Origin of the sequence: Candidatus Accumulibacter contiguus (assembly GCF_036625285.1) — a bacterium.
GTDB classification, from domain to species: Bacteria; Pseudomonadota; Gammaproteobacteria; order Burkholderiales; family Rhodocyclaceae; genus Accumulibacter; species Accumulibacter contiguus.
This window is the reverse complement of sequence record NZ_JAZKUC010000001.1, coordinates 3,530,592-3,557,306: the sequence shown is the minus strand read 5'-3', so window position 1 is coordinate 3,557,306 and position 26,715 is coordinate 3,530,592. Positions and strand designations below refer to the sequence as shown.

Sequence of the window (26,715 nt, the reverse complement as noted above, 5' to 3'; positions counted from 1 at the left end):
GGACAGTTTCCTCTTTCTGGTTCAGTCCGCAGGCCGGCAGGCAATGCCCGGTCTGCTGCTGGTTTCCGGCTCAGGCAAGGGTGAAGGTTTCCAGCCCGGTACGGATGATTTCCGATCCGATGCCAAGTGCCCAGGCAGCGCCGCTGGCGGCCAGGACGTTCTCGATCTGGAAGTCGTCACGCCCACCGTCGGTCATCGGAATACCCTGCAGGCTGACGATCGCTTTCTCGTCCTGACCGCTGGCAAGGATGACCTGGCGATTGCGAACGAATACCGCTTTCCTGCCTTGCGCCCGGTGTTCGACGAGGCTGGGCAGGTCGGGGTCGACGGCAAAGAAGATCACTTCACCGTCGCAGAGCGGCGCCATGTCGACCAGCATCGGCTGCCTGGCGTTGAGGACCGCGGCGCCCGCCGGCAGCACCAGATCGACCTGCGTGCGCAGGACGGTGAATACCTGCTCGGGGGTCTCGATGTAGTAACGGCCACAATGCTTGGCGGCCTCGACGTTGGTGATCACGCCGACCTGGCAGCGGTCATAGGCGAGACCTTCGCTGAGGATGCTGTCGCTGCCGTTTTCGAAGACGGCTGCTTCGACCGAGCGATTCATCAGGATGCGGTGCGCGGATCCCCAGTTCGCACCATTACCCTGGTCGATACAACGCCGGTCGACGAACAGGCCGTCACTGCAGGCCAGACCGGTGTGTTTTCCAGACAGGCAGAGCAGACGTGCGATCAGGCGGGCAACGGTCGTCTTGCCGAAACTGCCGGTGACTCCGACCACCGGGATACGGCCATCGTCGCCATTGGGGAACAACTCATCGACGATTGCGCGACCGACCGGGCGCGGCTGGCCGATTGCCGGTTTGAGGTGCATCAGCAGACCGGGGCCGGCGTTGACCTCGACAATCGCACCCCGCTGTGCATCGAGCGGTCGTGAAATATCTTCGCAGACCAGGTCGACGCCGGCGATGTCGAGTCCGACGATACGGGCGGCGAGCGAAGCCGTGGCCGCGGTTTCCGGGTGTACGAGGTCGGTGACGTCGTCGGTATGGTTGCCGCTACGCACGATCAGGACCTCGCGACCCGCCGGTGGGATGGCATCCGGGGTAAATCCCTGTCGCGACACTTCGAGCCGGGCAACCGGATTGTCGGAGAGGTCGATGATGTCGAGGACGAATTCCTCGGCGGCGCCGCGGCGCGGGTCGGAGTTGATCTGGCTGTCGATCAGTTCGTTGATCGTTGATTGGCCATCACCGATGACTTTGGCGACCTCGCCGCGGGCGGCGGCGGCGAGCTTGCCGCCGACGATCAGCAGGCGATGCTCCGAGCCGCGCACGTAGCGTTCGACGATGACGCCGCTGCCCTCAACGACTGCTGCGGCATACGCGGCCTCGACTTCTTCGCGGGCCATCAGATTGGTAAACACGCCGCGCGCGTGGTTGCCATCCGACGGCTTGACGACCACCGGAAAACCGATCTCTGCAGCGGCTTCGCAGGCATCTTCGGAACTATCGACCAGGCGCCCTTCGGGGACCGGCACACCGCAGGATTTGATCAGGGTCTTGGTGAGATCCTTGTCGCGCGAGATGCCCTCGGCAATTGCGCTGGTACGGTCGGATTCAGCGGTCCAGATGCGTCGGCTACGGGCACCGTAGCCGAGTTGCACGAGATTGCCGGTGGCCAGCAGGCGGATCGCCGGAATGCGGCGGTCCTTGGCGGTCGCCGCTTCGACGATGCAACCGGTGCTCGGCCCGAGCAACTTGCGCTCGGCCATGTCTGCGAGGTGCGCGACCGTAGCGGCGACGTCGAAAGGCGTGTCCTTGATCGCCGCCAGCAGCAGATCGCGTCCTGCATAGAGGCACGCGCGCGTGACATCCTCGTGCCAGGCGCGCACCACCACCTTGTACACGCTGCGCGTCGAGGTCTCGCGCGCCTTGCCGAAACCGCCGGGCATGCCGGCCAGGTTCTGCAGTTCGAGCGTGACGTGTTCGAGGATGTGCGCCGGCCAGGTGCCTTCCTGGACGCGCCGCAGAAAACCGCCGCGTTCGCCGTAGCTGCAGCGGTGCTCGATCAATGAGGGCAGAAGAGCCGTCAGACGGTCATGGAAGCCAGGAATGGTATTCGACGGGAAGTCTTCGAGTTCGCCGATGTCGACGACCGCTTCGATGACCGGACGGTAAGTCCAGATGTTCGGACCGCGCAGGTAGCGGATCTCGAGGAACTTGATGTCTTTCGTTTTCATGGCGTCAGTCCAGGCACGGGGAGGTTGGCGCGCGGCGGCGCGAAACAGGCGGAAGGCAAGCAGACAGCCAGATCGGAATCATTGTCGGAATAACGTGGCGCGCGTCAATTGGCTGACCGAACAGCGAAACGATTACACTGGCCTGCCTCACAGGAAGCGGTCGAGAATGCGCCGGCTATGCTGATCGAGCGCAGAACGGTCAGGAATCAGGAAATGAATGCCATGGCTGTCGGCGATCAGCAGCGCCGGTGGGGTGAGGCGGCGAATGTCCTCCTCACCCTTGAGGATCAGCGTCGCCGCACCACGATCGGTTTCGACCTGCCAGGTGCTCGGCGTCGCGAAACTCGCGACGCTGACGATGCGCGTGATCACGGGCATGAACTCGCGCTGGGCGAGTTCGGATTCAAGCAGTGTGCGCAGTTCCTCGGGCAGCTCGCCGAGTTCGTCGATCCAGGCCAGTTCGTGGCCATAGGGGTCGACCAGGGCGATGCCGTCAGCGGGCGCGCTGATCGGAAAAGCGCGCACCGGCACCACGCCTGCATGGATTTCATCGTCGGACGAAATCAATTCGAGCTTGCCGAAAGCATTGCGGCGCAACTGATAGTCTGGCGTGTCGGTCATTCGCGTTCTTCCTCGCGCTTGGCAGCGAGTTCCATCCTGCGTAGCTCGTCTTCGGTGTCGACGTTGCGCGCCTGTGCCTGATAGAGGCGGTAGTAGTGGCCTTCGCAAGCCATCAGCTGGTCGTGGCTGCCGACCTCGACGACACTGCCACGGTCGAGAACGACCAGGCGATTGGCGTCGCGCAGGGTGGACAGGCGGTGCGCGATGGCAATCGTCGTGCGTCCACGCACGAGGTTGTCGAGCGCTTTCTGAATTTCCTTCTCGGTGGTGGTATCCACCGATGAAGTGGCTTCGTCGAGGATCAGGATGCGCGGGTCGATCAGCAGCGCGCGCGCGATCGAGATGCGCTGCCTTTCGCCGCCGGAGAGCGCTTGCCCGCGTTCGCCGACCAGCGAGTCGTAACCATGTGGCAGGCGAAGGATGAATTCATGCGCGTGCGCGGCGCGTGCAGCCGCGACGATCTCGGCGCGCGTGGCCGCGGGCTTGCCATAGGCGATGTTCTCGGCAATCGTGCCGAAGAACAGGAAGGGTTCCTGCAGCACCAGGCCGATGTGCTTGCGGTATTCGGCGACCGGTACAGAACGGATGTCCACGCCGTCGATCAGGATGGCGCCTTCGCTGACATCGTAAAAACGGCAGATCAGGTTGACCAGCGTGCTCTTGCCGGAACCGCTGTGTCCGACCAGGCCGATCATTTCGCCGGGTTCGATGGCGATATTGATGTCGCGGGTGACGCTGCGCGTCCCGTAGCGGAAGCCGACGTTGCGCAACTCGATGCGTCCCGAGACTTGCGGCAGGTGCACCGGATGCGTCGGCTCGGGAACGCTGGAGACATGGTCGAGAATGTCGAAAATGCGCTTGGCGCCGGCCGCGGCCTTCTGGGTCACCGAAACGATGCGGCTCATCGAATCGAGGCGCAGGTAGAAGCGACTGATGTAGGCGAGGAAGGCAGTGAGCACACCGACGGTGATCTGATCCTTGGCGATCTGCCAGATGCCGAAAGCCCAGACGATCAGGAGGCCGATTTCGGTGAGCAGGGTGACCGTTGGCGAAAACAGCGACCACACCTTGTTGACCCGGTCATTGACTTCCAGGTTGTGCATATTGGCTGACCGGAAACGCGCCGCTTCGCGGCTTTCCTGGGCAAAGGCCTTGACCACCCGGATGCCGGGAATGGTGTCGGCGAGCACGTTGGTGACTTCCGCCCAGATGCGGTCGACGCGCTCGAAGCCGGTGCGCAGCTTTTCGCGGACGACGTGGATCAACCAGCCGATGATCGGCAGTGGCAACAGGGTCACCGCCGCCAGCCAGGGATCGATCGACACCAGAATGAGCGTGGTCATGACGATCATCAGCACGTCGGTGGCGAAGTCGAGGAGGTGCAGCGAAATGAAGATGTTGATGCGGTCGGTTTCGGAACCGATGCGCGCCATCAGGTCGCCGGTTCGCTTGCCGCCGAAGTACTCCTGCGAGAGTTTCAGCAGATGCTCGTAGGTGGTGGTGCGCAGGTCGGCTCCGATCCGTTCGGAAACCAGCGCCAGGATATAGGTGCGTCCCCAGCCGAGCACCCAGGCGAACAGTGACGATCCGAGCAGTCCCGAGAGATAGAGTGCGACCAGCGCGGGGTCGATCGGCTGGCCGTTCTGGTAGGGGATCAGCACCTTGTCCATCATCGGCATCGTCAGGTACGGTGCCACCAGGGTTGCGGCTGTGGTCAGCAGGGACAGCACGAAGGCGGTCAGCAGTTGTCCTCGGTAGGGCCTGGCGAAGCGTGTCAGGCGCAACAGCGTCCAGGTCGAAGGCGGTTCATGGATTTCCTTGCTGCATGCCGGGCATTCTTCCTGTCCCTCGAGCAGCGGGGTTTCGCACTTCGGGCAGAGGGCCACGGAAGATGGAGGCGGCACTTCACCGCTGACCCGAAAGCTGAGCTGGCGCGTGAAGTGCTCGACCAGCCGGCCAGCGGCGATGTCAGCGCCCAGCGTGTAGCGCCAGTGCGCCAGCAGCGAATGGGTGTCGCAGAGTTCCAGGGTGCCCACCCCGGAATGATCGCGGCGCGACAGCGACAGTCCCGGCCGGTAGGCCCAGCCCTGCCACTGGCTGCCGCCGGGTGGCATCACCAGCAGGCGCTCACTGCTCACCACCACCAGGCCGCGCGCGAAACGCAGGCTGGCGTCGAGGTCGATTTCAAGCCAGGCCAGGACGCTCTCGCTGCCGGCGAGCTGCGTATCGAGCTGCGTCGCCCATGCGGCGGGCAGCGTCGTTGGCGAGCAGGGGGCGGCAAGGAGCAATGGCGAAGCAACAGAACTCATGGGTTGGCCGGTTTCCAGACGAGGTGTGCGCAGTGAATCCGGGAGTATACTCTCGCCGGTGGATCTGGATTTCCCCTTTGTGTGCCGCGGCGTTGCCTATCGAAGGAGCGATCGTGAAGATACTGTTTTCTCGTCAGGCGAGCCGCATCCGTTCGAGCGCAGCGTCGAGCGTCGTCTGTGGACAACCGAAATTGAGCCGTACCCAACCCGGCAGACCGAAATCGACGCCACTCGACAGACCGACGCCTGCGGCCTCGAAAAAGGCGGCGGGGTCGGCAACTCCAAGGCCACGCGCATCGATCCACGCCAGGTAGGTCGCTTCGGTATGGCTCACGGCCAGGCCGGGCATGCCGGCAAGGGCGGCTTCGACACGATCGCGATTGCTGCGTAGCGCCTGCAGCAAGGCGCTGCGCCAGTCCTCGCAGTCGCGGTATGCCGCTTCGGTTGCCGCCAGGCCGAGGACATTGACGTCCGGTACGATGCCGCGCGCGGCAGCGACAAAGCGCCGGCGCAAGGCAGCGTCGGGAATCACCGCAAAAGCAGCGCCCAGACCGGGAATGTTATAGGTTTTCGAAGGCGCCATCAGGGTGATGCTGCGATCGGCAAGGTCGGCATCGAGCATCGCCAGCGGCAGATGCTGCCGGTCCTCGTCGAGGATCAGGCCGCAGTGGATTTCATCGGAGCAGACGAGCAGGCCGTGGCGCTGGCAGAATGCGGCGATGGCCTCGAGTTCCTCACGCTCCCAGGCCCGACCAACCGGGTTGTGCGGATGGCAAAGCAGCAACAGGCGGCTGCTGGGCGTCAGCGCGGCTTCCAGCGCCGCGAAATCCCAGCCCCAGCGGCCATCGCTCTGACACAGCGCGGCGCTAGCCAGCCGCCGGCCGGACAATCGCGGCGCAGAGAGAAATGGAGGATAGACGGGCGTCGCCGTCAGGACATCGCCTTCGATGCTCCGGCAGGCGACGTTGAGGCCGCAGACCAGACCGGGCAACCACACCAGCCAGTCGGCCTCGACCCGCCAGCCGTACGCGCTCCACAAGTGCCCGAGCACGGCGTCGTAGAGCGCCGGCGATGGCACGGCGTAGCCGAAACAGCCTTGCGCGACACGCTTCTCGATGGCCGCGACGATCGCCGGCGGCGCGGCAAAATCCATGTCCGCAACCCATAGCGGCAGCACGTCGCGACCGGCGTATTTGTTCCACTTGAGCGAATCGCCGCCGCGGCGGTCGATGACACGAGCAAAGTCGAAACCGTTCACCGGCAAGCCCAGGGTCAAGATTTCAGACTTCGAGGTGGGCGTAGAGTGCGGTCGATAGGTAGCGTTCGCCGAACGAGGGAATGATCACCACACTCAGCTTGCCGGCATTTTCCGGCCGCCGCGCGACTTCGAGGGCGGCCCAGACGGCCGCGCCCGAGGAAATTCCCACCAATAGCCCTTCTTCGCGCGCCATCCGGCGAGCGATGTCAAAAGCATCGTCGGCCTTGACGCGCAGCACTTCGTCGTAGATCGCAGTGTTCAGGACCTTGGGGACGAAACCGGCGCCGATCCCCTGAATCGGATGCGGTCCCTTGACCCCGCCCGAGAGCACCGGCGACGCGTCGGGTTCGACGGCGATGACCTGCACACCAGGTCTTCTGGCTTTGAGCACTTCGCCGACGCCGGTAATGGTGCCACCGGTGCCGACGCCGGAGACGAAGATGTCGACCTGTCCGTCGGTATCGCGCCAGATCTCTTCCGCCGTCGTTGCGCGGTGGATCGCCGGATTGGCAGGGTTCTCGAATTGCTGCGGGATGAAATAACGGGCATCGGCGGCAGCGAGTTCCTCGGCGCGGCGGATCGCGCCACCCATGCCATCGGGCCCGGGGGTCAGCACCAGTTCGGCACCATAGGCCTTGAGCAGCAGGCGGCGTTCGCGGCTCATGGTTTCCGGCATCACGAAGCAGCATCGGATGCCGCGCGCCGCACAGACCATCGCCAGGCCGATACCGGTATTCCCCGAAGTCGGCTCGAGAACGATGGTTTCCGAGCTGATCTTGCCGGCGGCCTGCGCTGCATCGATCATCGCTGCAGCGATACGATCCTTGACGCTGTGCGCGGGACTGTAGAACTCGAGTTTGACGACGACGGTGCCGTCAATTCCGGCACCTAGACGGTTGAGTCTGAGCAGTGGCGTGTTGCCGATCAGGTCGGTGACCTTGTCGGCGATGTGCATTGGCATGATGAAATCTCCTCTGAAATGGGACTAGGCGAGAAACAGTTTGTACGCCGGGTTATTGCTTTCGTTCCAGTACGCGTAGCCGAGTTTCGCCAGGAAGTCCTCGAAATCACCCATCTCGCTCGGTGGCACCTGCATGCCGACCAGCACGCGACCGTAGTCGGCGCCGTGGTTGCGATAATGGAAAAGGCTGATGTTCCAGCCGGCGCTCATGCGATTGAGAAAGTTCATCAGCGCGCCAGGGCGCTCGGGAAACTCGAATCGGTAGAGGAGCTCGTGCTGGATTTGTGGCGAGTGCCCGCCAACCAGATGACGGATGTGACCCTTGGCCATTTCGTCATCGGTCAGGTCGAGCGTCGGATAGTCGTGCTTGCGCAGATGTTCGAGCAGCCGCACCGATTCGGCGCGCGATGCGACCTGTATGCCGACAAAGACATGCGCATCACGCTGGTCGTTGTAACGGTAGTTGAACTCGGTGATGTTGCGGGCACCGATCAGCGCAACGAAGCGCTTGTAGGCGCCAGGCTTCTCCGGCAAGGTCACGGCAAAGACGGCTTCGCGCTGCTCGCCGATCTCGGCACGCTCGGCGACAAAACGCAGGCGGTCGAAGTTCATGTTGGCGCCGGATGCCGTTGCGATCAGCGTCCTGTCCTTCAGTCTGTGCGCCTTGGCATAGGCCTTGGCCCCGGCAACTGCCAGAGCGCCGGCCGGCTCGAGCACGGCACGGGTATCTTCGAAAACGTCCTTGATCGCCGCACAAATCGCGTCGGTATCCACCAGCACCATTTCATCGACGTACATCTGACAGAGGCGGAAGGTCTCCTCGCCGACATACTTGACCGCCGCGCCATCGGCAAACAGGCCGACGTGATCGAGCCGGACGCGCTTGCCGGCTTTCAGCGAGCGCGTCATGGCATCGGCGTCGACGGCTTCGACTCCGATGATCCGGGTTTCCGGTCTGACCCGCTTGATGTAGGCCGCGACACCGGAAATCAGACCACCCCCACCGACGCAGCAGAATATGGCATGGATCGGCTTCGCATGCTGGCGCAGGATTTCCATGCCGATCGTGCCCTGCCCGGCGATCACTTCGGGATCGTCGAACGGGTGCACGAAGCTCAGCTTCTCGCTTTTCTCGAGTTCCAGAGCGTGGGTGTAGGCGTCATCATAGCCCTCGCCGGCGAGCACGACTTCCGCACCTCTCGCCTGTACCGCCTGTACCTTGATCAGTGGCGTCGTCGTCGGCATCACGATCACCGCCCGGCAGCCCAGCCTGGCTGCCGCCAGCGCCACCCCCTGGGCATGGTTGCCGGCAGAGGCGCAGATCACGCCGCGCTTGAGTCGCTCGGCCGAGAGATGGGCGATCTTGTTGTAAGCGCCGCGCAACTTGAAGGAAAAAACCGGCTGCAGGTCTTCGCGCTTCAACAGGATCCGGTTGCCCAGACGCGCCGATAGGCTGGGTGCGAAGTCAAGTGGGGTTTCAATCGCTACGTCATAGACCTGCGCGTTGAGAATTCTTTCGAGGTAATCCGTGGGCATGGCAGCAGAGAAGAGATCCTTGGGCTAAGCGCCCGATTCTAGCAGCAGAAACGGCGTTTGATGGGCAAACAGTTAGAATGCGCTCTTTGGCGGCGAAGTACCCATGAACGCACGTCTGCGCGAGATCCCTTACAACTACACTTCGTTCTCCGACCGCGAGATCGTCATTCGCCTGCTCGGGCCGGAAAACTGGGCGCTGCTTGACGAGTTGCGTGCCGAACGTGTCACCGGCCGCTCGGCGCGGATGCTCTATGAGGTACTCGGCGACATCTGGGTGGTGCAGCGCAACCCCTACCTGGAAGACGACCTGCTTGCCAGCCGCGAGCGCCGCACCGCCCTGGTCGAGGCGCTGCGCCACCGCCTGCGTGAAATCGGCAAGCGGCGGCAGGGCAATGCCAAGGTGCTGCAGTTGATCCTGGCTGCCGAGGCGGCAGTCAATCGTTTTGCACAGCATTTCGACGATACCGCCCGACTGCGTACACAGGTCCGGAGAGTGCTGAGCCGGCATACGCGCCGCGACAACATCGCCTTCGACGGTCTGGCTCGCGTCTCGCACGTGACCGACGCGACCGACTGGCGAATCGAGTACCCTTTCGTCGTCCTCTACCCGGACAGCGAGGAGGAGATGGCTCCGTTGGTGCGTGACTGCATCGAACTCGGGCTGACGATCATCCCGCGCGGCGGCGGCACCGGCTATACCGGTGGCGCCATCCCGTTGACGGCGCTGTCGGTTGTGATCAACACCGAGAAACTGATCGACATCGGCGCCGTCGAAGAACTGCTGCTGGTAGGCTGTGACCGCCCTGTGGCGACCATCCGTACCGGTGCCGGCGTCGTCACGGCGCGCGTTTCGGAGGCTGCAGCAGCGGCCGGAAGCGTCTTTGCCGTCGACCCGACATCGGCGGAAGCTTCGTGCATCGGTGGCAACATCGCGATGAACGCCGGCGGCAAGAAAGCCGTGCTCTGGGGAACTGCCCTCGACAACCTGGCGTGGTGGAAGATGATCGACCCGAGCGGTCACGTACTGGAAGTGACACGCGTGCACCACAACTTCGGCAAGATTCACGAACAGGAACTGGCGCGCTTCGAGGTCAGACGCTTTCGCAAGGACGGCAGGACACTCTACGGAACGCCGGAAATCCTGGAAATCCCGGGCGTCCGTTTTCGTAAGGCCGGCCTCGGCAAGGACGTGACCGACAAGTTCCTGGCCGGTCTGCCGGGTGTCCAGAAAGAAGGGACCGATGGCCTGATTGTCGCTGCCCGCTGGATCCTGCACCGGATGCCGGCGCACACGCGCACCGTCTGCCTGGAGTTCTTCGGACAGGTGCGCGAGGCGGTGCCGGCGATTGTCGATATCACCGATTACTTCAAGCCAGGGGGTGCCGGCAGGGCGGCCGGAGTGCTGCTCGCCGGCCTCGAACACCTCGACGAGCGCTATCTGCGGGCCGTCGGCTATGCGACCAAGGCCAAACGCAAGGCGGAAACCGCAGGCCGTCCGAAAATGGTTTTGATCGGCGACATCGTCGGTGACGATGAGACGGCGGTGATGACGGCCGCGTCGGAAGTGGTGCGTCTGTGCAATCTGCGTGGTGCCGAGGGGTTCATCGCCGTCGATGCCGAGACGCGCAAGAAATTCTGGCTCGATCGCTCGCGCACCGCAGCCATTTCGCGCCATACCAATGCCTTCAAGTTGAACGAAGACGTGGTGATTCCACTGCCGCGCATGGGCGAGTATTGCGATGGAGTCGAGCGCATCAATATCGAGTTGTCGATCAGGAACAAGCTGTCGCTGTGCGCTGCGCTGACGGAATTCCTGCGTGGCGACCTGCCCCTGCATCGCGGTGACGCCGACTTCGACAGGGAACTGCTGATCGGCGATCGGCGAATGGCAGCGCTGGACGCTGTCGCCAGCGTGCAGACACGCTGGCAGTGGCTGCTCGAAAATCTCGATCTACCCCTGCCGCAGGCCGAGGCGCAGTTTGCCGCCCTGGGCATCCACGTCGATGCGCTGAAAAACCGCGCTGCCATGCCGACGCTCTTCCATCGCCTGCAGGATTACTCGCTGCGCGTTGCGTGGAAAAGCGAACTCAAGCCGCAGCTCGAAGCGATTTTCGATGGCCTTGTCTATCGACCGGTACGCGAACGTATCGTCGCCATCCACCAGGAGGTTCTGCGCAGCCGCCTGTTTGTCGCGTTGCACATGCACGCCGGTGACGGCAATGTGCATACCAACATCCCGGTCAACTCCGACCATTACGAAATGCTGCAGGCGGCTTATGCGGTGGTCGGGCGCATCATGGCGCTGGCACGGGCGCTCGACGGCGTCGTCTCGGGCGAGCATGGAATCGGCATCACCAAACTCGAGTTCCTGAGTGAGGAAGAGATCCGGCCGTTTCGCGCTTACAAGGCGAGGATCGACCCGGACGGCCGTTTCAACCAGGGCAAGCTGCTTCCCGGTGCCGATCTGGCAAAGGCCTACACGCCCTCGTTCTCGCTGCTCGGCACCGAGTCGCTGATCATGGAGCAATCGGAGATCGGCAACATCTCGACGATGGTCAAGGACTGCCTGCGCTGTGGCAAGTGCAAGCCAGTCTGTTCAACGCATGTACCGCGCGCCAATCTGCTTTATTCGCCACGCAACAAGATCCTGGCCACTTCCCTGCTGATCGAGGCCTTCCTTTACGAGGAACAGACTCGCCGCGGCGTCTCGCTCAGGCATTTCGACGAGTTCAACGACGTCGCCGATCACTGCACGATCTGCCACAAGTGCCTCACTCCCTGCCCGGTCGACATCGATTTCGGCAATGTTTCGATCAGGATGCGCAATCTGCTGCGTGAACAGGGCAAGAAAAAGTTCGTTCCGGCGAAAGCCGCAGCGATGGCCTTTCTGACGATCAAGGATCCGGCGACGATCAAGCTGGTCCGCAAGCTGATGATCGACTGGGGCTACCGAGCGCAGCGTCTGGCCTACCGACTGGCGAGATCCTTGCACCTGCTCCAGAGCCAGACCCGGCAACCGCCAGCGACGCTGGGTTCGCCAACGCTCAGAGCACAGGTCATCCACTTCATCAACAAACCCATGCCGGGCGGACTGCCCAAACGGACTGCCCGCGCCCTGCTCGATATCGAAGACGACAAGGTCGTGCCAATCATTCGCGACCCCATCAAGGTCAGCGCACCGGATTACGATGGCGACGCGGTGTTCTACTTTCCGGGTTGCGGCTCGGAGCGGCTGTTCTCGCAGGTCGCCCTGGCCACCCAGGCGATCCTCTACGACATCGGCGCACAAACGGTTCTGCCGCCGGGCTACCTGTGCTGCGGCTATCCCCAGACGGCCGCCGGCGAGGCCGACCAGGGGCAGCGGATCACCACCGACAACCGGGTGCTTTTCCACCGTGTCGCCAACACGCTCAACTATCTCGACATCCGGACGGTCATCGTCTCCTGTGGCACCTGCATGGACCAGCTCGAAAAATACCACTTCGAGCAGATCTTTCCCGGCTGCCGCCTGCTGGACATCCACGAATATTTGCTGGAGAAGGGCGTCCGGGTCGATGGGGTCAGCGGTACCCGCTATATGTACCATGACCCCTGCCACGCACCGATGCGGACGATACCGGGCATCAAGGTGGTCAACAAGCTGATGGGACAGCCGGTCGATCTCTCCGAGCGCTGTTGCGGCGAATCGGGAACGCTGGCGGTCACGCGCCCCGACGTGTCTACGCAGGTGCGCTTTCGCAAGCAGGAGGAGATCGAGAAAGGCGCCAGCCGACTGCGCTCCGATGATTTCACCGGCGAGATCAAGGTGCTCACCTCCTGCCCATCGTGCCTTCAAGGCCTGTCCCGCTACCACGACGACACCGGCACACAGGCGGACTACATCGTCGTCGAAATGGTCAGGCGGCTGCTTGGTGAAGACTGGATGGCGCAATACGTGGCCAGGGCCAACCACGGCGGTATCGAACGCGTCCTGCTGTAATTCTGGGTTTTAGGAAGACCCCCGTCTCAGCTCAGGAGGGAGGAGTTGTGCGCCTTTCCCTCCGCCTCACCCCCTTGCCCCTGCAACCCCTGACCCCTTCCGTGACCTAGTTCCTTATGCTCGCCGTCGCCCTGACTTATTGTTGAGCCCTGGATGGCGCATCGGCGCCCTGGGATCAGCAAGGAGACCACAAGTGCTTGAGTACGAGTTTGAGGATTGCGAACTATGCGAACCGCCGGAAGGCGAAGTGGTGTGGGAAAGCGACCTATGTCGAGTCGTCATGGTTGACGACCCGGATTACCCAGGCTATTGCCGCATCATTCCGCACCAGCACCTGCACGAGATGACCGACCTGCCTCAGAAGGAAAGGATGCAGATCATGAACGTGCTATTTGCCGTGGAGAGCGCTGTTCGCACCTTGTTCCAGCCGGACAAGATCAATCTCGCGAGCCTGGGCAACCAGACGCCGCACGTTCATTGGCACCTGATTCCACGCTGGCGCGACGACAGGCATTTTCCCCAGCCCGTCTGGGCAATGCCGCAACGGCCGAAGAGCCATCTTGGACCCATGGTGAATAGCCAGCAACTGGGTGAGCAGATCATCGCCGCCCTGCGTACCCGGTAGCCTGTAGACAGAGAAGATCATGAATGCAGTTCTTGACAAACGCCCGGTTCCCATGAAGATTTCCAACCTGCAGAGCGGTTTCCAGATTCTCTCGCGACTTCCATTGGCCAATTCGCGGCAGGCGGCGCTCGAAATCAACTACTTTCTCGACAGCCTGCTGCAAACGCCACCACAAGGCGAAGTGTATCTGCAACTACTCGAACAGACGCGTATTTCACTCTGTTTCATCGAGGAGGAACTCGCCCGCTGCTACATCAACAAGGCACTGCCACTTGGCGACTTCGAGGCGAGCACTTTTCATCAGGTCGTTGCCACCTGGCTGAAGGCAGCCCGCGCCTACTCACATTGTGCGCAGATGCTGGACAGCGACAGCGACGTGCATGCCGAACGACTCGCCTTGATCCTGCACCGCTGCATTTTCTACACGGGGATGGTGATCATCGAGCACCATCGCGCCCGTCAAGAGCTGCCGGCAGGGGTGTGGCTGAACCTGCATGGGTATTACGCCAGTGCTGAAGAATGGGGCATTGCGACCCTCCCAGTCCCGGATTCTCTCGATTCCCTCGGTCGCAGCAGCCACTGTACTGCCGCTTATATCAGCCTGCTCCTTGCAGAATTGGCAAGTCCTTACAGCCTGTCGATTGCTGACATCAGCCTGGTGCGTCGCTGGGTAAGCAATTGGTCGCCGCTGGTGGGGATGCACCCGGCCGTGGCGGATGAGCCGCTTCCTCCTTTCGTCGTCGACCTGATGCAGGATTGTGGTTTGCGGGCGTCTAGCGAGTGCCTGCAACGAGAACATCTGCGTCGCCTCGACACCTCTCGCCTGGTGAGCCAGCTCAATCAGGTGAAAAGGCAGTTGCAGCAACGAATCCCGCCAGCACAGCTCGGCCTCGGTGAAGATTGCACTGCTGCGCAGTGTCATCGACTGCTCAATCGTCTCTACAAACCGTGGTGCATGTTGCGCGCTGCACGCAGGTTTCGCCGCCACAATGCATCAGGTACTTCCAAAGTCTCTACGGGGTTTTCGGCAATGCACTACCACATCTCCGGAAAGGAGTTCCAGCAGCCGGAGGTTGCCAGCATCTATTCTCGCCAGGAATTCGAAAGTTTGTTTGCCTTCCGCCACATGCTTGACCCGACACAGATGCTGGAGGTTCGCCAGGTACAGCTTGGCTTTGGCTTCGACACCTGGGAAGTGCTTGACCAGTGCGCGAATGGCTTTCGCCTGCTACGCTCGGTCGTCGGCAAGAAAGTCGAGCCGGGGCAGCTGCTGTCCATCTGCCCGCATGACGGCAACTCGCATCTGCTGGCACAGGTGGCGTGGCTGATGCAGGAAGAAGGGGGCAGTCTGATTGCTGGTATCGCCGCTCTGCCTGGCAAACCACAGGCGGTAGCTGCTCGAGGACTGACCTACGAGCCAGGGCGTCAAGATCCCTATCACCGGGCGTTCCTGCTGCCGGCAGTTCCGGCCATCGGCTCGGAGCAGACACTGATTCTCCCGCCAGGGTGGTATCGACCGGAGCGCCTGCTGGAGGTCTACACGGAAAACCTGATGCAAGTGAGGTTACAACGCCTGGTGGCGGATGGCGCAGACTTTGAGAGGGTGAGTTTTATCGTTGTTTGAGGGTGACCGCCGCCGAGCACTGCGCGGCATGGCAGGCTGCCGAGGTGATCAAAGTGATTTTGCGTTATGATGTGTCGTCAAATCAACGCAGAGGCACCCATGGCCGGCCTGGACGAAACCACGAAGACCCCCACCGAGATCAAACTGCACCAGAAGTCCCGCATCATTGAATTGAGCTTCGAGGGCGGTGAACATTTCGAACTGAGTTACGAATTCCTGCGGGTGTTTACGCCTTCTGCCGAGGCACGCGGTCATGGACCAGGGCAGGAGGTTCTGCAGGTTGGCAAGCGCGACGTCGGTATTGACCGGATCGAGGCGGTTGGCAACTATGCCATCAGACCGGTATTTTCGGACGGCCACGACAGCGGGCTGTACTCATGGGATCTGCTCTACCATCTGGGCGTCAATCGCGACCAGCTATGGCAGGCGTATCTGAAGCGCCTGCAGCAGGAAAACGGCAGCCGTGACCCCAGGGAAATCCCTGCGCTCGCTATCAAGACCCACGGCGCTTGCGGCAAGCATTGATCCAACCCGATTCATCCTCTCCATATCATGATGAACGAGCGAAATACGACCCACTTTGGCTATCAGGAAGTCGCTGAAGAGGAAAAGGCACGTCATGTTGCCGGGGTCTTCGACTCTGTCGCAGAGCGTTACGACCTGATGAATGATCTGATGTCGGGCGGCCTCCACCGCTTCTGGAAAGCGTTTGCGATCGCCAAGAGTGGCGTTCGCGAAGGCTGGCGTGTGCTCGATGTGGCTGGCGGTACCGGCGACCTGGCACTGGCTTTCGCCAGGAAGCTCGGCGGCCGAGGACAGATCTGGCTCACGGACATCAACAACGCCATGCTGGCTCGCGGTCGAGATCGACTCTGCGACCAGGGATTGATCGTCCCGGTTGTACAGTGCGATGCCGAGAGGCTGCCATTTCCCGATGATTATTTCGATTGTGTGTCGGTTGCCTTTGGCCTGCGCAACATGACGCACAAGCCTCAGGCGCTGGCCGAAATGCGACGCGTACTCAGGCCGGGAGGGCGCTTGCTGGTGCTCGAGTTTTCGCAGATATGGAAACCTCTGGCAGCCGCGTACGATTTTTATTCGTTCCATGTGATCCCGCGTCTAGGGCAGATGATTACCCACGACGAGGCGAGCTACCGCTACCTGGCAGAGTCGATTCGCGTGCATCCGGATCAGGAGGCGCTGAAGTTGTTGATGGAACAAGCCGGACTGGAGCAGGTCGAATATTACAATCTGGCGCTGGGTGTTGTCGCCCTGCACCTTGGTTTCAAGTTTTGAGTGGAGAGATGAACGGATGAAAAATATTCTGTTGGCCCTGGCTGTCGGTGTATTGAGCCTTGGTCTTGCGGCCGGAGATGCTGAAGCGAAGAGACTGGGGGGCGGCCGTTCGACCGGGATGCAGCGCGATACCGTGACCCAGCGGCAGGCAACGCCGCCTCAGAATGCAGCGCCGGCAGCACCTGCTGCCGCGACTGCACCAGCAGCAGCACCCAAGCGTAACTGGATGGGTCCATTGGCGGGTCTGGCAGCCGGCCTCGGCATTGCCGCACTCTTATCTCACTTCGGTATGGGTGAGGGCATGGCCAATTTCCTGATGATCGCCTTATTGTTGCTGGGGGCGGTTCTCGTCTTCAAATTGCTGTTTCGTCGCAAGGGGACGCTCCCGGATTCTCAACCACTACAGTATGCCGGGGCAGGTGCAGGCATGCCGCCCACGCTACCGAGCCACTCTCAGCAAGGCTTTCCGGCTGTGGGCATGCCTCCGGTCAGCTCTGTCCCGCCGACGTCGGCCAACATTCCGGCGGGCTTTGACGTGGACGGCTTCCTGCGGGTGGCCAGGCTGAATTTCATTCGCCTGCAGGCTGCCAACGACGCAGGAAATCTCGACGACATACGAGAGTTCGTGACTCCCGAGATGTTTGCAGAAATCAAGTTGCAGTTCGACGAAAGAGGGAAGGCAACGCAGCAGCAAACGGATGTCGTAACGCTCAACGCCGAGCTACTGGAGGTCGTCACCGATGCCAACCGGCACGTCGCCAGCGTGCGCTTCAACGGCATGATCCGCGAAGAAGCGGGTGCGGTAGCTGCACCTTTCGATGAGGTCTGGAACCTTACGAAAGCCCTTGACGGTTCGACGGGCTGGGTTATCGCCGGTATCCAGCAACTGTCCTGATCGAATTATGCTGGCCCGGCCTGCGCTCGCACTCGTCAATCACCTGTTGCGGGGAGAGGCCTGGGCGCGCGATCGACTGATCGGCTTTGCTGGAAAAACCGCTCTCCTGCAATTCGGTAGCGGCACCCTGCTGGTCAGGATCGGCGATGAGGGCTTGCTCGAAGCCGGGGCAGCAGGCACACCGGCGACGGTCAGCATCACTCTCCCCGGTGACGCGCCCGCGCTGGCCTTGACCGACAAGGCCTCTTTGCTCTCTTCAGCGACCATTTCTGGCTCTGCGGATCTGGCAGAGACCCTGGGCTTCGTTTTTCGCAACCTGCGCTGGGATATCGAGCATGATTTGTCGCAAATGCTGGGCGATGTGCTGGCTCGTCGCAGCCTCCAGTTTGCGAAGCATTTGGGACAATGGCAGCTGGTCGCTGCCAGGAGGTTGGCGATCGGTGTGTCCGAGTACCTGACTGAAGAGGACGCAGCCATCGTGCGCCGCAGAGAAATCGAAAAGTTTTCTCTGGAGGTGGACGTGTTGCATGATGACTGTTTGCGCCTGGAAAAAAGGCTGGCGCATGTGGAACTGGGTTAGAACTAGAATACTCTGGCCGCGCTCCAGGTCGTGGACAGAAAAAAAGCAGCCGTCCGGCTGCTTTTTTCACGAGTCACAAGTGGGTCACTTAGTGACGTTTGCGTAGTCTCTTGATTGCCTGCAACTGAGCAACCGCTTGCGCCAGCTCCGCTTCGGCGGTAGCCAGCCCAACCTCTGAAGAGCGATTCTTGAGTGCTTCTTCGGCGCGACGCTTGGATTCCATTGCCTTGGCTTCGTCGAGGTCGTGCGCACGGATCGCCGTGTCTGCCAGGACCGTAATCAACGCTGGCTGCACTTCCAACATCCCGCCCGAGACGTAAACCATTTCGTACTCGTCGCGATCCGGAACTTTCAGACGAACGGTCCCCGGCCTGATGCGGGTCAACAGCGGCGTGTGCCGCGGATAGATTCCGAGTTCGCCGGCCTCACCCGGAAAGACCGCGAAGTCCGTTTCGCCGGAAAAGATCAATTCCTCGGCGCTGACGACGTCAACATGTACTCTGATTGCCATGGTTTTTCCTTGCTGGGCCGTATCCCAGGCGCGTAGGGCGCCCGGAAACGACATTTGCTCCTGCTAGACTAGAGTGTCTTGGCCTTTTCGAACACTTCCTCGATGCCGCCAACCATGTAGAACGCCTGCTCGGGAATATTGTCGCATTCACCCTCGACGATCATTTTGAAGCCCTTGATCGTTTCCTTGAGTGGAACGTACTTACCCGGCGAGCCGGTAAAGACTTCTGCGACGTTGAACGGCTGCGACAGGAAGCGCTGAATCTTGCGGGCCCGATAAACCGCAAGTTTGTCTTCCGGTGACAACTCGTCCATGCCGAGAATGGCGATGATATCGCGCAGCTCCTTGTATTTCTGGAGAGTCATCTGAACTGCGCGGGCGACGTTGTAGTGTTCTTCGCCGACGACCTGGGGATCGAGCTGCCGCGAAGTGGAATCGAGCGGGTCGACGGCCGGATAGATGCCGAGCGAGGCGATGTCACGCGACAGCACCACGGTCGAATCGAGGTGAAGGAAGGTTGTCGCCGGCGACGGGTCGGTCAGGTCGTCGGCAGGCACGTAGACGGCCTGGATCGAGGTGATCGAGCCCACCTTGGTCGAGGTGATACGCTCCTGCAGACGGCCCATTTCTTCTGCCAAAGTCGGCTGATAGCCCACGGCAGACGGCATCCGGCCGAGCAGCGCCGAAACTTCGGTACCGGCAAGCGTGTAGCGATAGATGTTGTCGACGAAGAACAGGATGTCGCGACCGTCATCACGAAAACGCTCGGCCATGGTCAGGCCGGTCAATGCGACGCGCAGGCGGTTGCCCGGTGGTTCGTTCATCTGACCGAAGACCATCGCGACCTTGTCGAGAACGTTGGAGTCCTTCATCTCGTGGTAGAAGTCGTTGCCCTCACGAGTCCGCTCTCCGACGCCGGCAAACACCGAAAGTCCCGAGTGCTGTTTGGCGATGTTGTTGATCAGCTCCATCATGTTCACTGTCTTGCCAACACCGGCACCACCGAACAGACCGACTTTACCGCCCTTGGCGAAAGGACAGACGAGGTCGATCACCTTGATCCCGGTTTCCAGCAGATCCACCGATGGCGACAGCTCGTCGAATTTCGGCGCGAGCTGGTGAATCTCACGCCGCTCCTCGGTGGCAATCGGTCCGGCCTCATCGATCGGCCTGCCGAGAACGTTCATGATGCGGCCAATCGTCGCATTGCCGACGGGTACCGAAATTCCCGCACCTGTGTCGTTGACTTTCATGCCACGCCGCAGTCCGTCGGAAGATCCCATGGCGATGGTGCGCACGACGCCGTCCCCCAGCTGCTGCTGAACCTCGAACATCAGGTCGGCCTCGCACATCTCCGATTCTTCGGCCTTGTCGAGCTGGAGTGCGTTGTAAATGTGAGGCATGGCGTCACGCGGGAACTGGATGTCCACCACGGCGCCGATACACTGAACAATGTTTCCTTGACTCATCGTCGTATCCCTAATCAATAAATCAACTATCGCGTGGTCAGACAGCCGCTGCGCCGCCAACGATTTCCGAAAGCTCTTTGGTGATCGCTGCCTGGCGAGCCTTGTTGTAAACCAGCTTGAGTTCGCCGATCACATTCTTCGCGTTATCCGACGCCGATTTCATGGCGACCATGCGTGCACTCTGCTCGGAAGCCATGTTCTCGGCAACCGACTGGTAAATCATCGCCTCCACATAACGCACCAGCAGGTCATCAATGACCGCCTTGGCGTCCGGCTCATAGAGGTAGTCCCAGCGATTGCTTTCGCCGCCTACGAGATCCCCGGAGAGCGGTAGTAACTGATAGAGAGTCGGCTCCTGCTTCATCGTATTGATGAAACGGGTAAAGGCGATGTAGAGAACGTCGATTTCGCCCTTCATGTAGGCGTCAAGCTGAACCTTGACCGGACCGATCAGCTTCTCCAGGTGCGGCGTATCCCCCAATCCGGTGAGCTGTGAGACGATGTTCGCGCCCGCGCGCTGCATGAAGCCCAGGCCCTTGTTTCCAATTGTGGTCACCCGAAGCTTCTTGCCTTCGGCGTCCCACTCCTTCATCTTCGTCAGGGCAAGACGCAGAACGTTGGTGTTCAGGCCACCGCAGAGCCCCTTGTCTGAGGTGACCGTGATCAGTCCTATAGTCTTTACCTGCTCGCGTACGGTCAGAAAAGGATGGCGATAATCCGTCAAGGCATGCGAGAGGTTACCGGCCACCAGGCGAATCTTCTCACCGTAGGGACGGGCAGCTCGCATCCTGTCCTGCGCCTTGCGCATCTTCGATGCGGCCACCATTTCCATGGCCTTGGTGATCTTGCGCGTACTCTCTACGCTCTTGATCTTGTTTCGGATTTCCTTGCCGCTAGGCATGGCAATCTCCTCGATCGATCAGGCCAGCGTGGCCTTGAATTCCTCAATCGCCTTGGTGAGCTTCTGCTCAGTATCAGCGTCAAGATCCTTGGTAGTTTCGATCCTGGTGACGAGGTCGGCGTACTTCTGTTTGATGAAGCCGTGCATCTGCTTCTCGGTAGCAAGCGCCTTCTTCACTTCAACATCGTCGAAAAGACCCTTGTTCACCGCTTGCAGGGTAATCGCCATCTCGGAAATGGACAAGGGCGAATACTGCGGCTGTTTCATCAGTTCGGTGACCAAACGGCCACGGTCCAGCTGCTTGCGGGTCGCTTCGTCGAGATCCGAGGCAAACTGCGCAAAGGCTGCCAGTTCACGATACTGGGCAAGCGCCAGACGGACACCACCGCCAAGTTTTTTGATGACCTTGGTCTGGGCCGCACCACCGACGCGCGAAACCGAGATACCGGCATCGATGGCCGGCCGGACGCCGGCATTGAAGAGATCGGTGTCCAGGAAGATCTGGCCGTCGGTAATCGAGATGACGTTGGTCGGAACGAAGGCAGAGACGTCACCCGCCTGTGTCTCGATGACCGGCAAGGCCGTCAGCGATCCGGTCTTGCCCTTCACTTCACCATTGGTAAACTTCTCAACCCATTCTTCGGAAACACGGGCTGCGCGCTCAAGCAGACGGGAGTGCAGGTAGAACACGTCGCCGGGGTAGGCTTCACGTCCTGGTGGGCGGCGCAGAAGCAGGGAAACCTGACGGTAAGCCCACGCCTGCTTGGTCAAATCGTCATAGATGATGAGCGCGTCCTGTCCGCGGTCACGGAAGTACTCGCCCATGGTGCAACCAGAGTAGGGAGCGATGTACTGCAAGGCAGCAGATTCGGAAGCAGTAGCGGCAACGATGATGGTATATTCCATCGCGCCGTTTTCTTCGAGCTTGCGTACGACGTTGGCCACCGTTGAAGCTTTTTGACCGATCGCGACGTAGATGCAGATCAGGTTCTGGCCTTTCTGGTTGATGATCGTGTCTACGGCCACCGCGGTCTTGCCGGTCTGCCGGTCGCCAATGATCAACTCGCGCTGACCGCGCCCGATTGGCACCATTGCATCGATCGATTTGAGCCCCGTCTGGACTGGCTGTGAAACCGACTTGCGCCAGATGACCCCAGGTGCGACTTTTTCGATCTTGTCGGTCAGCTTGTTGTTTACGGGACCTTTGCCGTCGATCGGCTGGCCCAGTGAATTCACCACCCGGCCGAGAAGCTCCGGACCCACCGGAACCTCGAGAATGCGACCGGTGGTCTGGACGGTATCGCCTTCGCTGATTTGCTCGTATTCACCGAGAACCACCGCGCCAACCGAGTCGCGGTCAAGGTTCAGGGCCATGCCGAAAGTATTGCCCGGAAACTCGAGCATTTCTCCCTGCATGACGTCGGTCAGGCCGTAAACACGGCAGATACCATCGGTCACCGAAACGACGGTGCCCTGGGTGCGCAGATCGGCGCTGATTGCAAGATTTTCGATCTTGCTCTTGATCAGTTCGCTGATTTCGGAAGGATTCAACTGCATGGAAATTCTCCTAGTTCTTGAGCGCCAACCGCAGGCTCTCCAATTTTCCGCGTACGGAGGTATCGAGAACCTGGTCGCCAACCACAATCTTGACGCCGCCGATCAGCGATTGATCGACGACCACTTCGGCAGTCAGCCGGGTCTTGAAGCGCGCTTCCAGGTCCTCGATCAGCGCCTTGCGCTGCGCATCGTCAACAGGAAAGGCGCTGTAGATCGTGGCTTCCCTGACGCCTTCCTGGGCAGCTTTCAGCTCCTCGAAGAGACCGGCGATTTCCGGCAAGGCGGCAAGCCGCTCATTGCTGGCGAGGACCTCGATCAGATTGGCCTCGCCGCCTTCCAGCGCCTTGCCAACCAGCGACTTGAAGAGCGCACTCTTCTGCGTGGCGGACAGCTCGGGGTTGCCGATGCAGGAACGCATCTGCTCGTCCGTGGCGATGGCAGAAAGTAGCGACAAGCGCTCGGACCAGGCCGCAAGCGCCTTGTTTTCCAGTGCGATGCGAAAAACCGCTTCAGCGTAAGGGCGCGCGATGGTAACGAGTTCAGCCATGATGTTAGAGTTCCTGCTTGAGCGCGACCAGCATTTCGGCATGCGCCCTGGCATCGACCTCGCGCTTCAGGATGCGCTCGGCACCGGCGACGGCAAGGTCGGCGACACGGCCACGCAGCTCGGCCCTGGCTTGCTCCACTTGCTGGGCAATCTCGGCCCTGCCCGACGCGACCACCTTGTCGGCTTCCACCTTGGCCACCAGCTTCGCCTCTTCGACCATCTGTGCGCCGCGCTTTTCGGCAGCAGCAATGATTTCGGCAGCCTTTGCCTTGGCGTCGCGCAGGGCATCTGCGGAACGTTTGCCGGCAAGCTCCAGTTCATGCTTCCCGCGCTCGCCAGCGGCAAGCCCGTCAGCGATCAGTTTTTGGCGATCAGCCATGGCCTTGGCCAGCGGTGGCCAGACGTATTTCATGGTGATCCAGATGAAGACGCCAAACCAGATCGCTTCGCCAATCAACGTTGCGTTGATATTCACGCTAACCTCCTGTTAAGAGTTAGTCCGAAAAGCGATCAGCCCTTGACAATGGCAATGAAGGGATTCGCAAAAAGCATGAACAGCGCGATACCGACACCGATCATGGTGACCGCGTCGAGAAGACCAGCAACGATGAACATCTTTACCTGGAGAGTCGGAATCATTTCTGGCTGGCGAGCGGCGCCCTCGAGGAAACGGCCACCGAGCAAACCAAAACCGATAGCGGTACCGAGAGCACCCGCACCGATCAGGATGGCGACGGCGATGGCGGTATTACCAAGCAACATAGACAGAGCGGCTTCCATTACTTTCTCCTAGTAAAACATGCTAAATGGGTTAAACGAAGACAACGTGAATCAAACCTGCAACAAAGAAGGGCTGTCGGCCACTAGCCGTGGGACTCACTGGCCATCGACATGTACACGATGGTCAGCATCATGAACACGAAGGCCTGCAAGGTGATGATCAGGATATGGAACAGCGCCCAGGGCAGAGCCAGTGGCAACTGCCACAAGCCCAGCAAGGCAATCAGGATGAACACCATCTCGCCAGCGTACATGTTGCCGAACAGACGCAGCGCGAGAGAGATCGGTTTGGCGACATCTTCAATCACACGGAAGAGAAGATTCAGTGGTGCCAGCTTCGCGCCAAACGGTACGGTGAACACTTCATGCAGGAAGCCACCGACACCCTTCACCTTGACACCCATGATCAGCATCATCGCGAACACCGTCAGCGACATGCCGAAGGTCAGGTTCGGATCGGTGGTCGGTACCGCTTTGAAATAATGTACGCCGCCCATGCCGAGGATCAAGGGGATGAAATCCACCGGGATCAGATCCATCGCGTTCATCAGAAAAACCCAGACAAAGATGGTGACCGCGAGCGGCGTAATCAGCGCACTCTTGCCGTGGTAGGTGTCCTTGACCTGTTGATCGATAAAGGAGACCAGCATTTCGACGAAGGTCTGCATCTTGCCCGGCTCTTTGATGGCAGCCTTGCTGGCAAGCCTGGCCATACCGATGAAAGCGAACAGGCCCAGGAGGCCGGATACGATCAGGGAGTCCAGGTGAAAAGTCCAGAATCCGTGACCGACGGTCAGGTTGGTCAGGTGGTGGACAATGTATCCACTCGTCGTCAATGCCTCGCCCGAAGCCATATTTTTCCCCTGTTCGACTATTGCTGCCTGAGCAGCGCCATCCAATAAACGACAACCGTTGCAGCATAGGCCAGGAAGAGCGGCAAGGCTGCGAGTTGTTCGTAGCTCTTGAAGACCACGGTAAACAGCAAAAGGGTTACGGCAAACTTGTAACCTTCACCTGCCACCTGGGCCTGAAACGCTCTTTTCGCATCCACCTGCCCCGATAGCCGCAACGCCCGCCATACATAAGCAAAAGCACTTGCCATTGCGATTCCGCCACCGAGTCCAGCAGAAACCGCCGCATCAACTCCCAGAGCAAGCCCCGCTAGCAGCCCCGCCGCCAGTGTGACCAGCAACTGGCAGGCCAGAACCCAGCGGACCTGCGGATGCACGGCTAGCCCCTCCAAAACACGAGCAGGATACCAGACTCACATTGAGGAATCAAACCGCAACTGCAAAAAAGTTTGAATTCCTCGACAGCATCTGCCCTGCAGCCAGGATCGGCGAGTCCTGGACAGGCTTTCATGGTGCGGCGCATCAATGGCGCAGGCGCTGTAAGATGCCTTCGAGTTGATCGAGATCGCCGAACTCGATCAGCACCTTTCCAGCCCCTCGTTTATTCGAACGTATTGCCACCTGCGCACCGAGCAGGTCAGCCAGTTCCTCCTGCAGGCGCAGCACATCGCGATCCGGCCTGTTCGGCGTCGCCTCTTTCGGTGCTTTGAGGGCGAACTGAACCAGGCGTTCGGTTTCGCGTACCGACAAACCCTTCTGTACTACCCGTTGCGCCAACTGGATCTGTTGCGCACCCGCCAGCGGGAGGAGGGCGCGCGCATGCCCCATGTCGATTTCCCCGCGCATCAGGAGTTCCTGTGCTGGTGCTGCCAACTGCAGCAAACGCAGCAGATTCGATGCCGCCGGTCGTGATCGTCCAACGGCATCGGCTGCCTGCTGGTGAGTCATCGAGAACTCATCGATCAATCGCTGCAGGCCAAGCGCTTCCTCGAGCGGGTTGAGATCTTCGCGCTGAATATTCTCGATCAACGCCATGGCCAGCGCGGCTTCGTCCGGAATGTCCCGGATCAGGGTGGACACCTCGGTCAGTCCGGCCATCTGCGCCGCTCGCCAGCGCCTTTCGCCGGCAATGATCTCGTAGCGATCGTCGCTGACTGGCCGTACGAGAATCGGCTGCATCAGTCCCTGCACCCGGATCGAGGCCGCCAGTTCTTCGAGCGAAGCGCTGTCCATGCGCGTACGCGGCTGATACTTGCCCGGCTGGAGATGACCGACCGGCAGCGTTCTTTGCTGTTCCCTGCTCTGAACGTCGTTATCCGCCAACAGGGCGTCGAGGCCACGCCCCAGACCTTTCAGTTTCATGGCCCCACTCCAGCCCCTGCAAGCGCCGCGGTCACAGCACCTACGCTGCCGGCTTGCCGATCGAGAATCTCCCGCGCCAGCAAGAGATACGCTTGCGCACCTTTCGATCCGCGGTCGAAAGCAATCACCGGCTTGCCGTAGGACGGTGCCTCGGCCAGACGTACATTGCGTGGAATGATCGTCCGATAGACCTTCGGACCGAAGTGTCCTTCCAGTTCGCGGGAGACCTGCAGGGTCAGCGTCGATCGCGGGTCGTACATGGTCCGTAGCAGACCCTCGATCTCGAGCACCGGATTCAGTTTGGCACGCACCTTCTTCAGTGTCGCAACCAGGTCTGTCAGGCCTTCCAGAGCGTAGTACTCGCACTGCATCGGAATCATCACGGTATCGGCAGCGACCAGCCCGTTGACCGTCAGCAGATTCAACGCCGGCGGGCAATCCATGATAATGAAGTCAAAGTCGCCACGGATGTCGGCGAGCGCGTCGCGCAACCGATATTCGCGCTGTCCGAGATCGATCAGATCGATCTCGGCACCCGCCAGTTCGCGATTCGCAGGCATCAGGTCGAAGCCGAATGCGGTTCGCAGGCAGGCGCTTCGCATCGTCGATCGGCCAATCAGAATCTGGTAGACCGTCGACAGCGCTTCGCTCTTGACGACGCCGCAGCCGGTCGTGGCGTTGCCCTGCGGATCCAGGTCGATCAGCAACACGCGCTGGCCGACCTCGGCGAGACAGGCCGCGAGATTGACGGCCGTCGTCGTTTTGCCGACGCCACCTTTTTGATTGGTTACCGCGAGTATTCTTGCCAAAT

The 26,715-nt window shown here is 60.8% G+C and carries 23 protein-coding genes and 1 pseudogene; 7 read left to right on the top strand and 17 right to left on the bottom strand.

From position 1 onward, the window contains the following. Positions 1-82 precede the first annotated feature (82 nt). The 6 genes and pseudogenes from cphA to ilvA all read right to left on the bottom strand — a co-directional run. Positions 83-2,242: pseudogene (cphA, locus tag V5B59_RS16840) on the bottom strand (cyanophycin synthetase); the annotation flags it as partial. Between the two features lie 147 nt (positions 2,243-2,389). After that, positions 2,390-2,863 carry a DUF1854 domain-containing protein gene (locus V5B59_RS16835; protein ID WP_034913575.1) on the bottom strand — a complete coding sequence of 158 codons (474 nt, stop codon included), beginning with the start codon at positions 2,861-2,863 and terminating at the stop codon, positions 2,390-2,392. After that, positions 2,860-5,172: an ABC transporter ATP-binding protein gene (locus V5B59_RS16830; protein ID WP_169070446.1), complete on the bottom strand. Its 2,313-nt coding sequence runs from the start codon at positions 5,170-5,172 to the stop codon at positions 2,860-2,862. Before V5B59_RS16830 ends, V5B59_RS16835 begins: the two co-directional genes overlap by 4 nt. Before the next feature lie 133 nt (positions 5,173-5,305). Beyond that, complete coding sequence (locus tag V5B59_RS16825; protein WP_248594847.1) at positions 5,306-6,448, bottom strand: MalY/PatB family protein; 1,143 nt, start codon at positions 6,446-6,448, stop codon at positions 5,306-5,308. Between the two features lie 4 nt (positions 6,449-6,452). Next, positions 6,453-7,385, bottom strand: a complete 933-nt coding sequence (gene cysK, locus V5B59_RS16820) for a cysteine synthase A (RefSeq protein WP_169070482.1) — start codon at positions 7,383-7,385, stop codon at positions 6,453-6,455. Between the two features lie 30 nt (positions 7,386-7,415). Next, positions 7,416-8,927 (bottom strand): threonine ammonia-lyase, biosynthetic, encoded by a 1,512-nt coding sequence (ilvA, locus tag V5B59_RS16815; RefSeq protein WP_169070447.1) that lies wholly within the window; start codon positions 8,925-8,927, stop codon positions 7,416-7,418. Between the two features lie 103 nt (positions 8,928-9,030). On the opposite strand from ilvA, the gene V5B59_RS16810 reads away from it, so the two are divergent. From V5B59_RS16810 to V5B59_RS16780, 7 genes are all read left to right on the top strand, one after another. After that, the gene (locus V5B59_RS16810) at positions 9,031-12,906 is read left to right on the top strand and encodes a DUF3683 domain-containing protein (RefSeq protein WP_169070448.1); all 3,876 of its coding nucleotides are present in this window, start codon (positions 9,031-9,033) and stop codon (positions 12,904-12,906) included. 193 nt (positions 12,907-13,099) lie between these two features. Next, positions 13,100-13,531: an HIT family protein gene (locus tag V5B59_RS16805; RefSeq protein WP_308240111.1), complete on the top strand. Its 432-nt coding sequence runs from the start codon at positions 13,100-13,102 to the stop codon at positions 13,529-13,531. Between the two features lie 19 nt (positions 13,532-13,550). Further along, positions 13,551-15,155 (top strand): hypothetical protein, encoded by a 1,605-nt coding sequence (locus V5B59_RS16800; RefSeq protein ID WP_169070449.1) that lies wholly within the window; start codon positions 13,551-13,553, stop codon positions 15,153-15,155. Between the two features lie 99 nt (positions 15,156-15,254). Next, a complete protein-coding gene (locus V5B59_RS16795; RefSeq protein WP_169070450.1) occupies positions 15,255-15,680 on the top strand; it encodes a gamma-butyrobetaine hydroxylase-like domain-containing protein in 426 nt (141 codons plus the stop codon). Between the two features lie 30 nt (positions 15,681-15,710). Continuing rightward, entirely contained in the window at positions 15,711-16,451 is a 741-nt protein-coding gene (ubiE, locus tag V5B59_RS16790) for a bifunctional demethylmenaquinone methyltransferase/2-methoxy-6-polyprenyl-1,4-benzoquinol methylase UbiE (RefSeq protein WP_034916672.1), read from the top strand. Between the two features lie 16 nt (positions 16,452-16,467). Then, entirely contained in the window at positions 16,468-17,346 is an 879-nt protein-coding gene (locus V5B59_RS16785) for a Tim44 domain-containing protein (RefSeq protein WP_169070451.1), read from the top strand. Between the two features lie 7 nt (positions 17,347-17,353). Further along, positions 17,354-17,926, top strand: coding sequence for a ubiquinone biosynthesis accessory factor UbiJ (locus V5B59_RS16780; protein WP_169070452.1), 573 nt, complete (start codon positions 17,354-17,356; stop codon positions 17,924-17,926). A gap of 88 nt (positions 17,927-18,014) precedes the next feature. On the opposite strand, the gene V5B59_RS16775 is transcribed toward V5B59_RS16780, so the two are convergent. From V5B59_RS16775 to V5B59_RS16725, 11 genes are all read right to left on the bottom strand, one after another. After that, positions 18,015-18,437 (bottom strand): F0F1 ATP synthase subunit epsilon, encoded by a 423-nt coding sequence (locus V5B59_RS16775; RefSeq protein ID WP_034916659.1) that lies wholly within the window; start codon positions 18,435-18,437, stop codon positions 18,015-18,017. Between the two features lie 68 nt (positions 18,438-18,505). Next, on the bottom strand, positions 18,506-19,906 hold the full coding sequence (gene atpD / locus V5B59_RS16770) for a F0F1 ATP synthase subunit beta (protein WP_169070453.1): 1,401 nt from the start codon (positions 19,904-19,906) through the stop codon (positions 18,506-18,508). A 37-nt stretch (positions 19,907-19,943) separates the two neighbouring features. Continuing rightward, on the bottom strand, positions 19,944-20,807 hold the full coding sequence (gene atpG / locus V5B59_RS16765; RefSeq protein WP_169070454.1) for a F0F1 ATP synthase subunit gamma: 864 nt from the start codon (positions 20,805-20,807) through the stop codon (positions 19,944-19,946). An 18-nt stretch (positions 20,808-20,825) separates the two neighbouring features. Then, a complete protein-coding gene (gene atpA / locus V5B59_RS16760) occupies positions 20,826-22,364 on the bottom strand; it encodes a F0F1 ATP synthase subunit alpha (protein WP_169070455.1) in 1,539 nt (512 codons plus the stop codon). Positions 22,365-22,374: 10 nt separating this feature from the next. After that, positions 22,375-22,911 (bottom strand): F0F1 ATP synthase subunit delta, encoded by a 537-nt coding sequence (locus V5B59_RS16755; RefSeq protein ID WP_169070456.1) that lies wholly within the window; start codon positions 22,909-22,911, stop codon positions 22,375-22,377. 4 nt (positions 22,912-22,915) lie between these two features. After that, a complete protein-coding gene (locus V5B59_RS16750) occupies positions 22,916-23,386 on the bottom strand; it encodes a F0F1 ATP synthase subunit B (protein WP_169070457.1) in 471 nt (156 codons plus the stop codon). A gap of 35 nt (positions 23,387-23,421) precedes the next feature. After that, on the bottom strand, positions 23,422-23,673 hold the full coding sequence (atpE, locus tag V5B59_RS16745) for a F0F1 ATP synthase subunit C (protein WP_372703636.1): 252 nt from the start codon (positions 23,671-23,673) through the stop codon (positions 23,422-23,424). 101 nt (positions 23,674-23,774) lie between these two features. After that, positions 23,775-24,545, bottom strand: a complete 771-nt coding sequence (atpB, locus tag V5B59_RS16740; protein WP_169070458.1) for a F0F1 ATP synthase subunit A — start codon at positions 24,543-24,545, stop codon at positions 23,775-23,777. Positions 24,546-24,562: 17 nt separating this feature from the next. Next, positions 24,563-24,919, bottom strand: a complete 357-nt coding sequence (locus V5B59_RS16735; protein WP_169070459.1) for an ATP synthase subunit I — start codon at positions 24,917-24,919, stop codon at positions 24,563-24,565. Between the two features lie 145 nt (positions 24,920-25,064). Next, on the bottom strand, positions 25,065-25,904 hold the full coding sequence (locus tag V5B59_RS16730) for a ParB/RepB/Spo0J family partition protein (RefSeq protein ID WP_034911606.1): 840 nt from the start codon (positions 25,902-25,904) through the stop codon (positions 25,065-25,067). Beyond that, positions 25,901-26,713 (bottom strand): ParA family protein, encoded by an 813-nt coding sequence (locus V5B59_RS16725; RefSeq protein WP_034911604.1) that lies wholly within the window; start codon positions 26,711-26,713, stop codon positions 25,901-25,903. Before V5B59_RS16725 ends, V5B59_RS16730 begins: the two co-directional genes overlap by 4 nt. Positions 26,714-26,715 lie beyond the last annotated feature (2 nt).

Bases quoted from the DNA above. Each gene is read 5' to 3' on its own strand.
- ilvA (WP_169070447.1), bottom strand. From the start codon at position 8,927: ATGCCCACGGATTACCTCGAAAGAATTCTCAACGCGCAGGTCTATGAC.
- V5B59_RS16785 (WP_169070451.1), top strand. From the start codon at position 16,468: ATGAAAAATATTCTGTTGGCCCTGGCTGTCGGTGTATTGAGCCTTGGT.
- V5B59_RS16730 (WP_034911606.1), bottom strand. From the start codon at position 25,904: ATGAAACTGAAAGGTCTGGGGCGTGGCCTCGACGCCCTGTTGGCGGAT.
- atpD (WP_169070453.1), bottom strand. From the start codon at position 19,906: ATGAGTCAAGGAAACATTGTTCAGTGTATCGGCGCCGTGGTGGACATC.
- atpA (WP_169070455.1), bottom strand. From the start codon at position 22,364: ATGCAGTTGAATCCTTCCGAAATCAGCGAACTGATCAAGAGCAAGATC.
- V5B59_RS16755 (WP_169070456.1), bottom strand. From the start codon at position 22,911: ATGGCTGAACTCGTTACCATCGCGCGCCCTTACGCTGAAGCGGTTTTT.
- V5B59_RS16775 (WP_034916659.1), bottom strand. From the start codon at position 18,437: ATGGCAATCAGAGTACATGTTGACGTCGTCAGCGCCGAGGAATTGATC.
- V5B59_RS16800 (WP_169070449.1), top strand. From the start codon at position 13,551: ATGAATGCAGTTCTTGACAAACGCCCGGTTCCCATGAAGATTTCCAAC.
- V5B59_RS16795 (WP_169070450.1), top strand. From the start codon at position 15,255: ATGGCCGGCCTGGACGAAACCACGAAGACCCCCACCGAGATCAAACTG.
- atpG (WP_169070454.1), bottom strand. From the start codon at position 20,807: ATGCCTAGCGGCAAGGAAATCCGAAACAAGATCAAGAGCGTAGAGAGT.
- atpB (WP_169070458.1), bottom strand. From the start codon at position 24,545: ATGGCTTCGGGCGAGGCATTGACGACGAGTGGATACATTGTCCACCAC.
- V5B59_RS16835 (WP_034913575.1), bottom strand. From the start codon at position 2,863: ATGACCGACACGCCAGACTATCAGTTGCGCCGCAATGCTTTCGGCAAG.
- V5B59_RS16780 (WP_169070452.1), top strand. From the start codon at position 17,354: ATGCTGGCCCGGCCTGCGCTCGCACTCGTCAATCACCTGTTGCGGGGA.
- V5B59_RS16830 (WP_169070446.1), bottom strand. From the start codon at position 5,172: ATGAGTTCTGTTGCTTCGCCATTGCTCCTTGCCGCCCCCTGCTCGCCA.
- atpE (WP_372703636.1), bottom strand. From the start codon at position 23,673: ATGTTGCTTGGTAATACCGCCATCGCCGTCGCCATCCTGATCGGTGCG.
- cysK (WP_169070482.1), bottom strand. From the start codon at position 7,385: ATGCACATCGCCGACAAGGTCACCGACCTGATCGGCAACACGCCACTG.
- ubiE (WP_034916672.1), top strand. From the start codon at position 15,711: ATGAACGAGCGAAATACGACCCACTTTGGCTATCAGGAAGTCGCTGAA.
- V5B59_RS16810 (WP_169070448.1), top strand. From the start codon at position 9,031: ATGAACGCACGTCTGCGCGAGATCCCTTACAACTACACTTCGTTCTCC.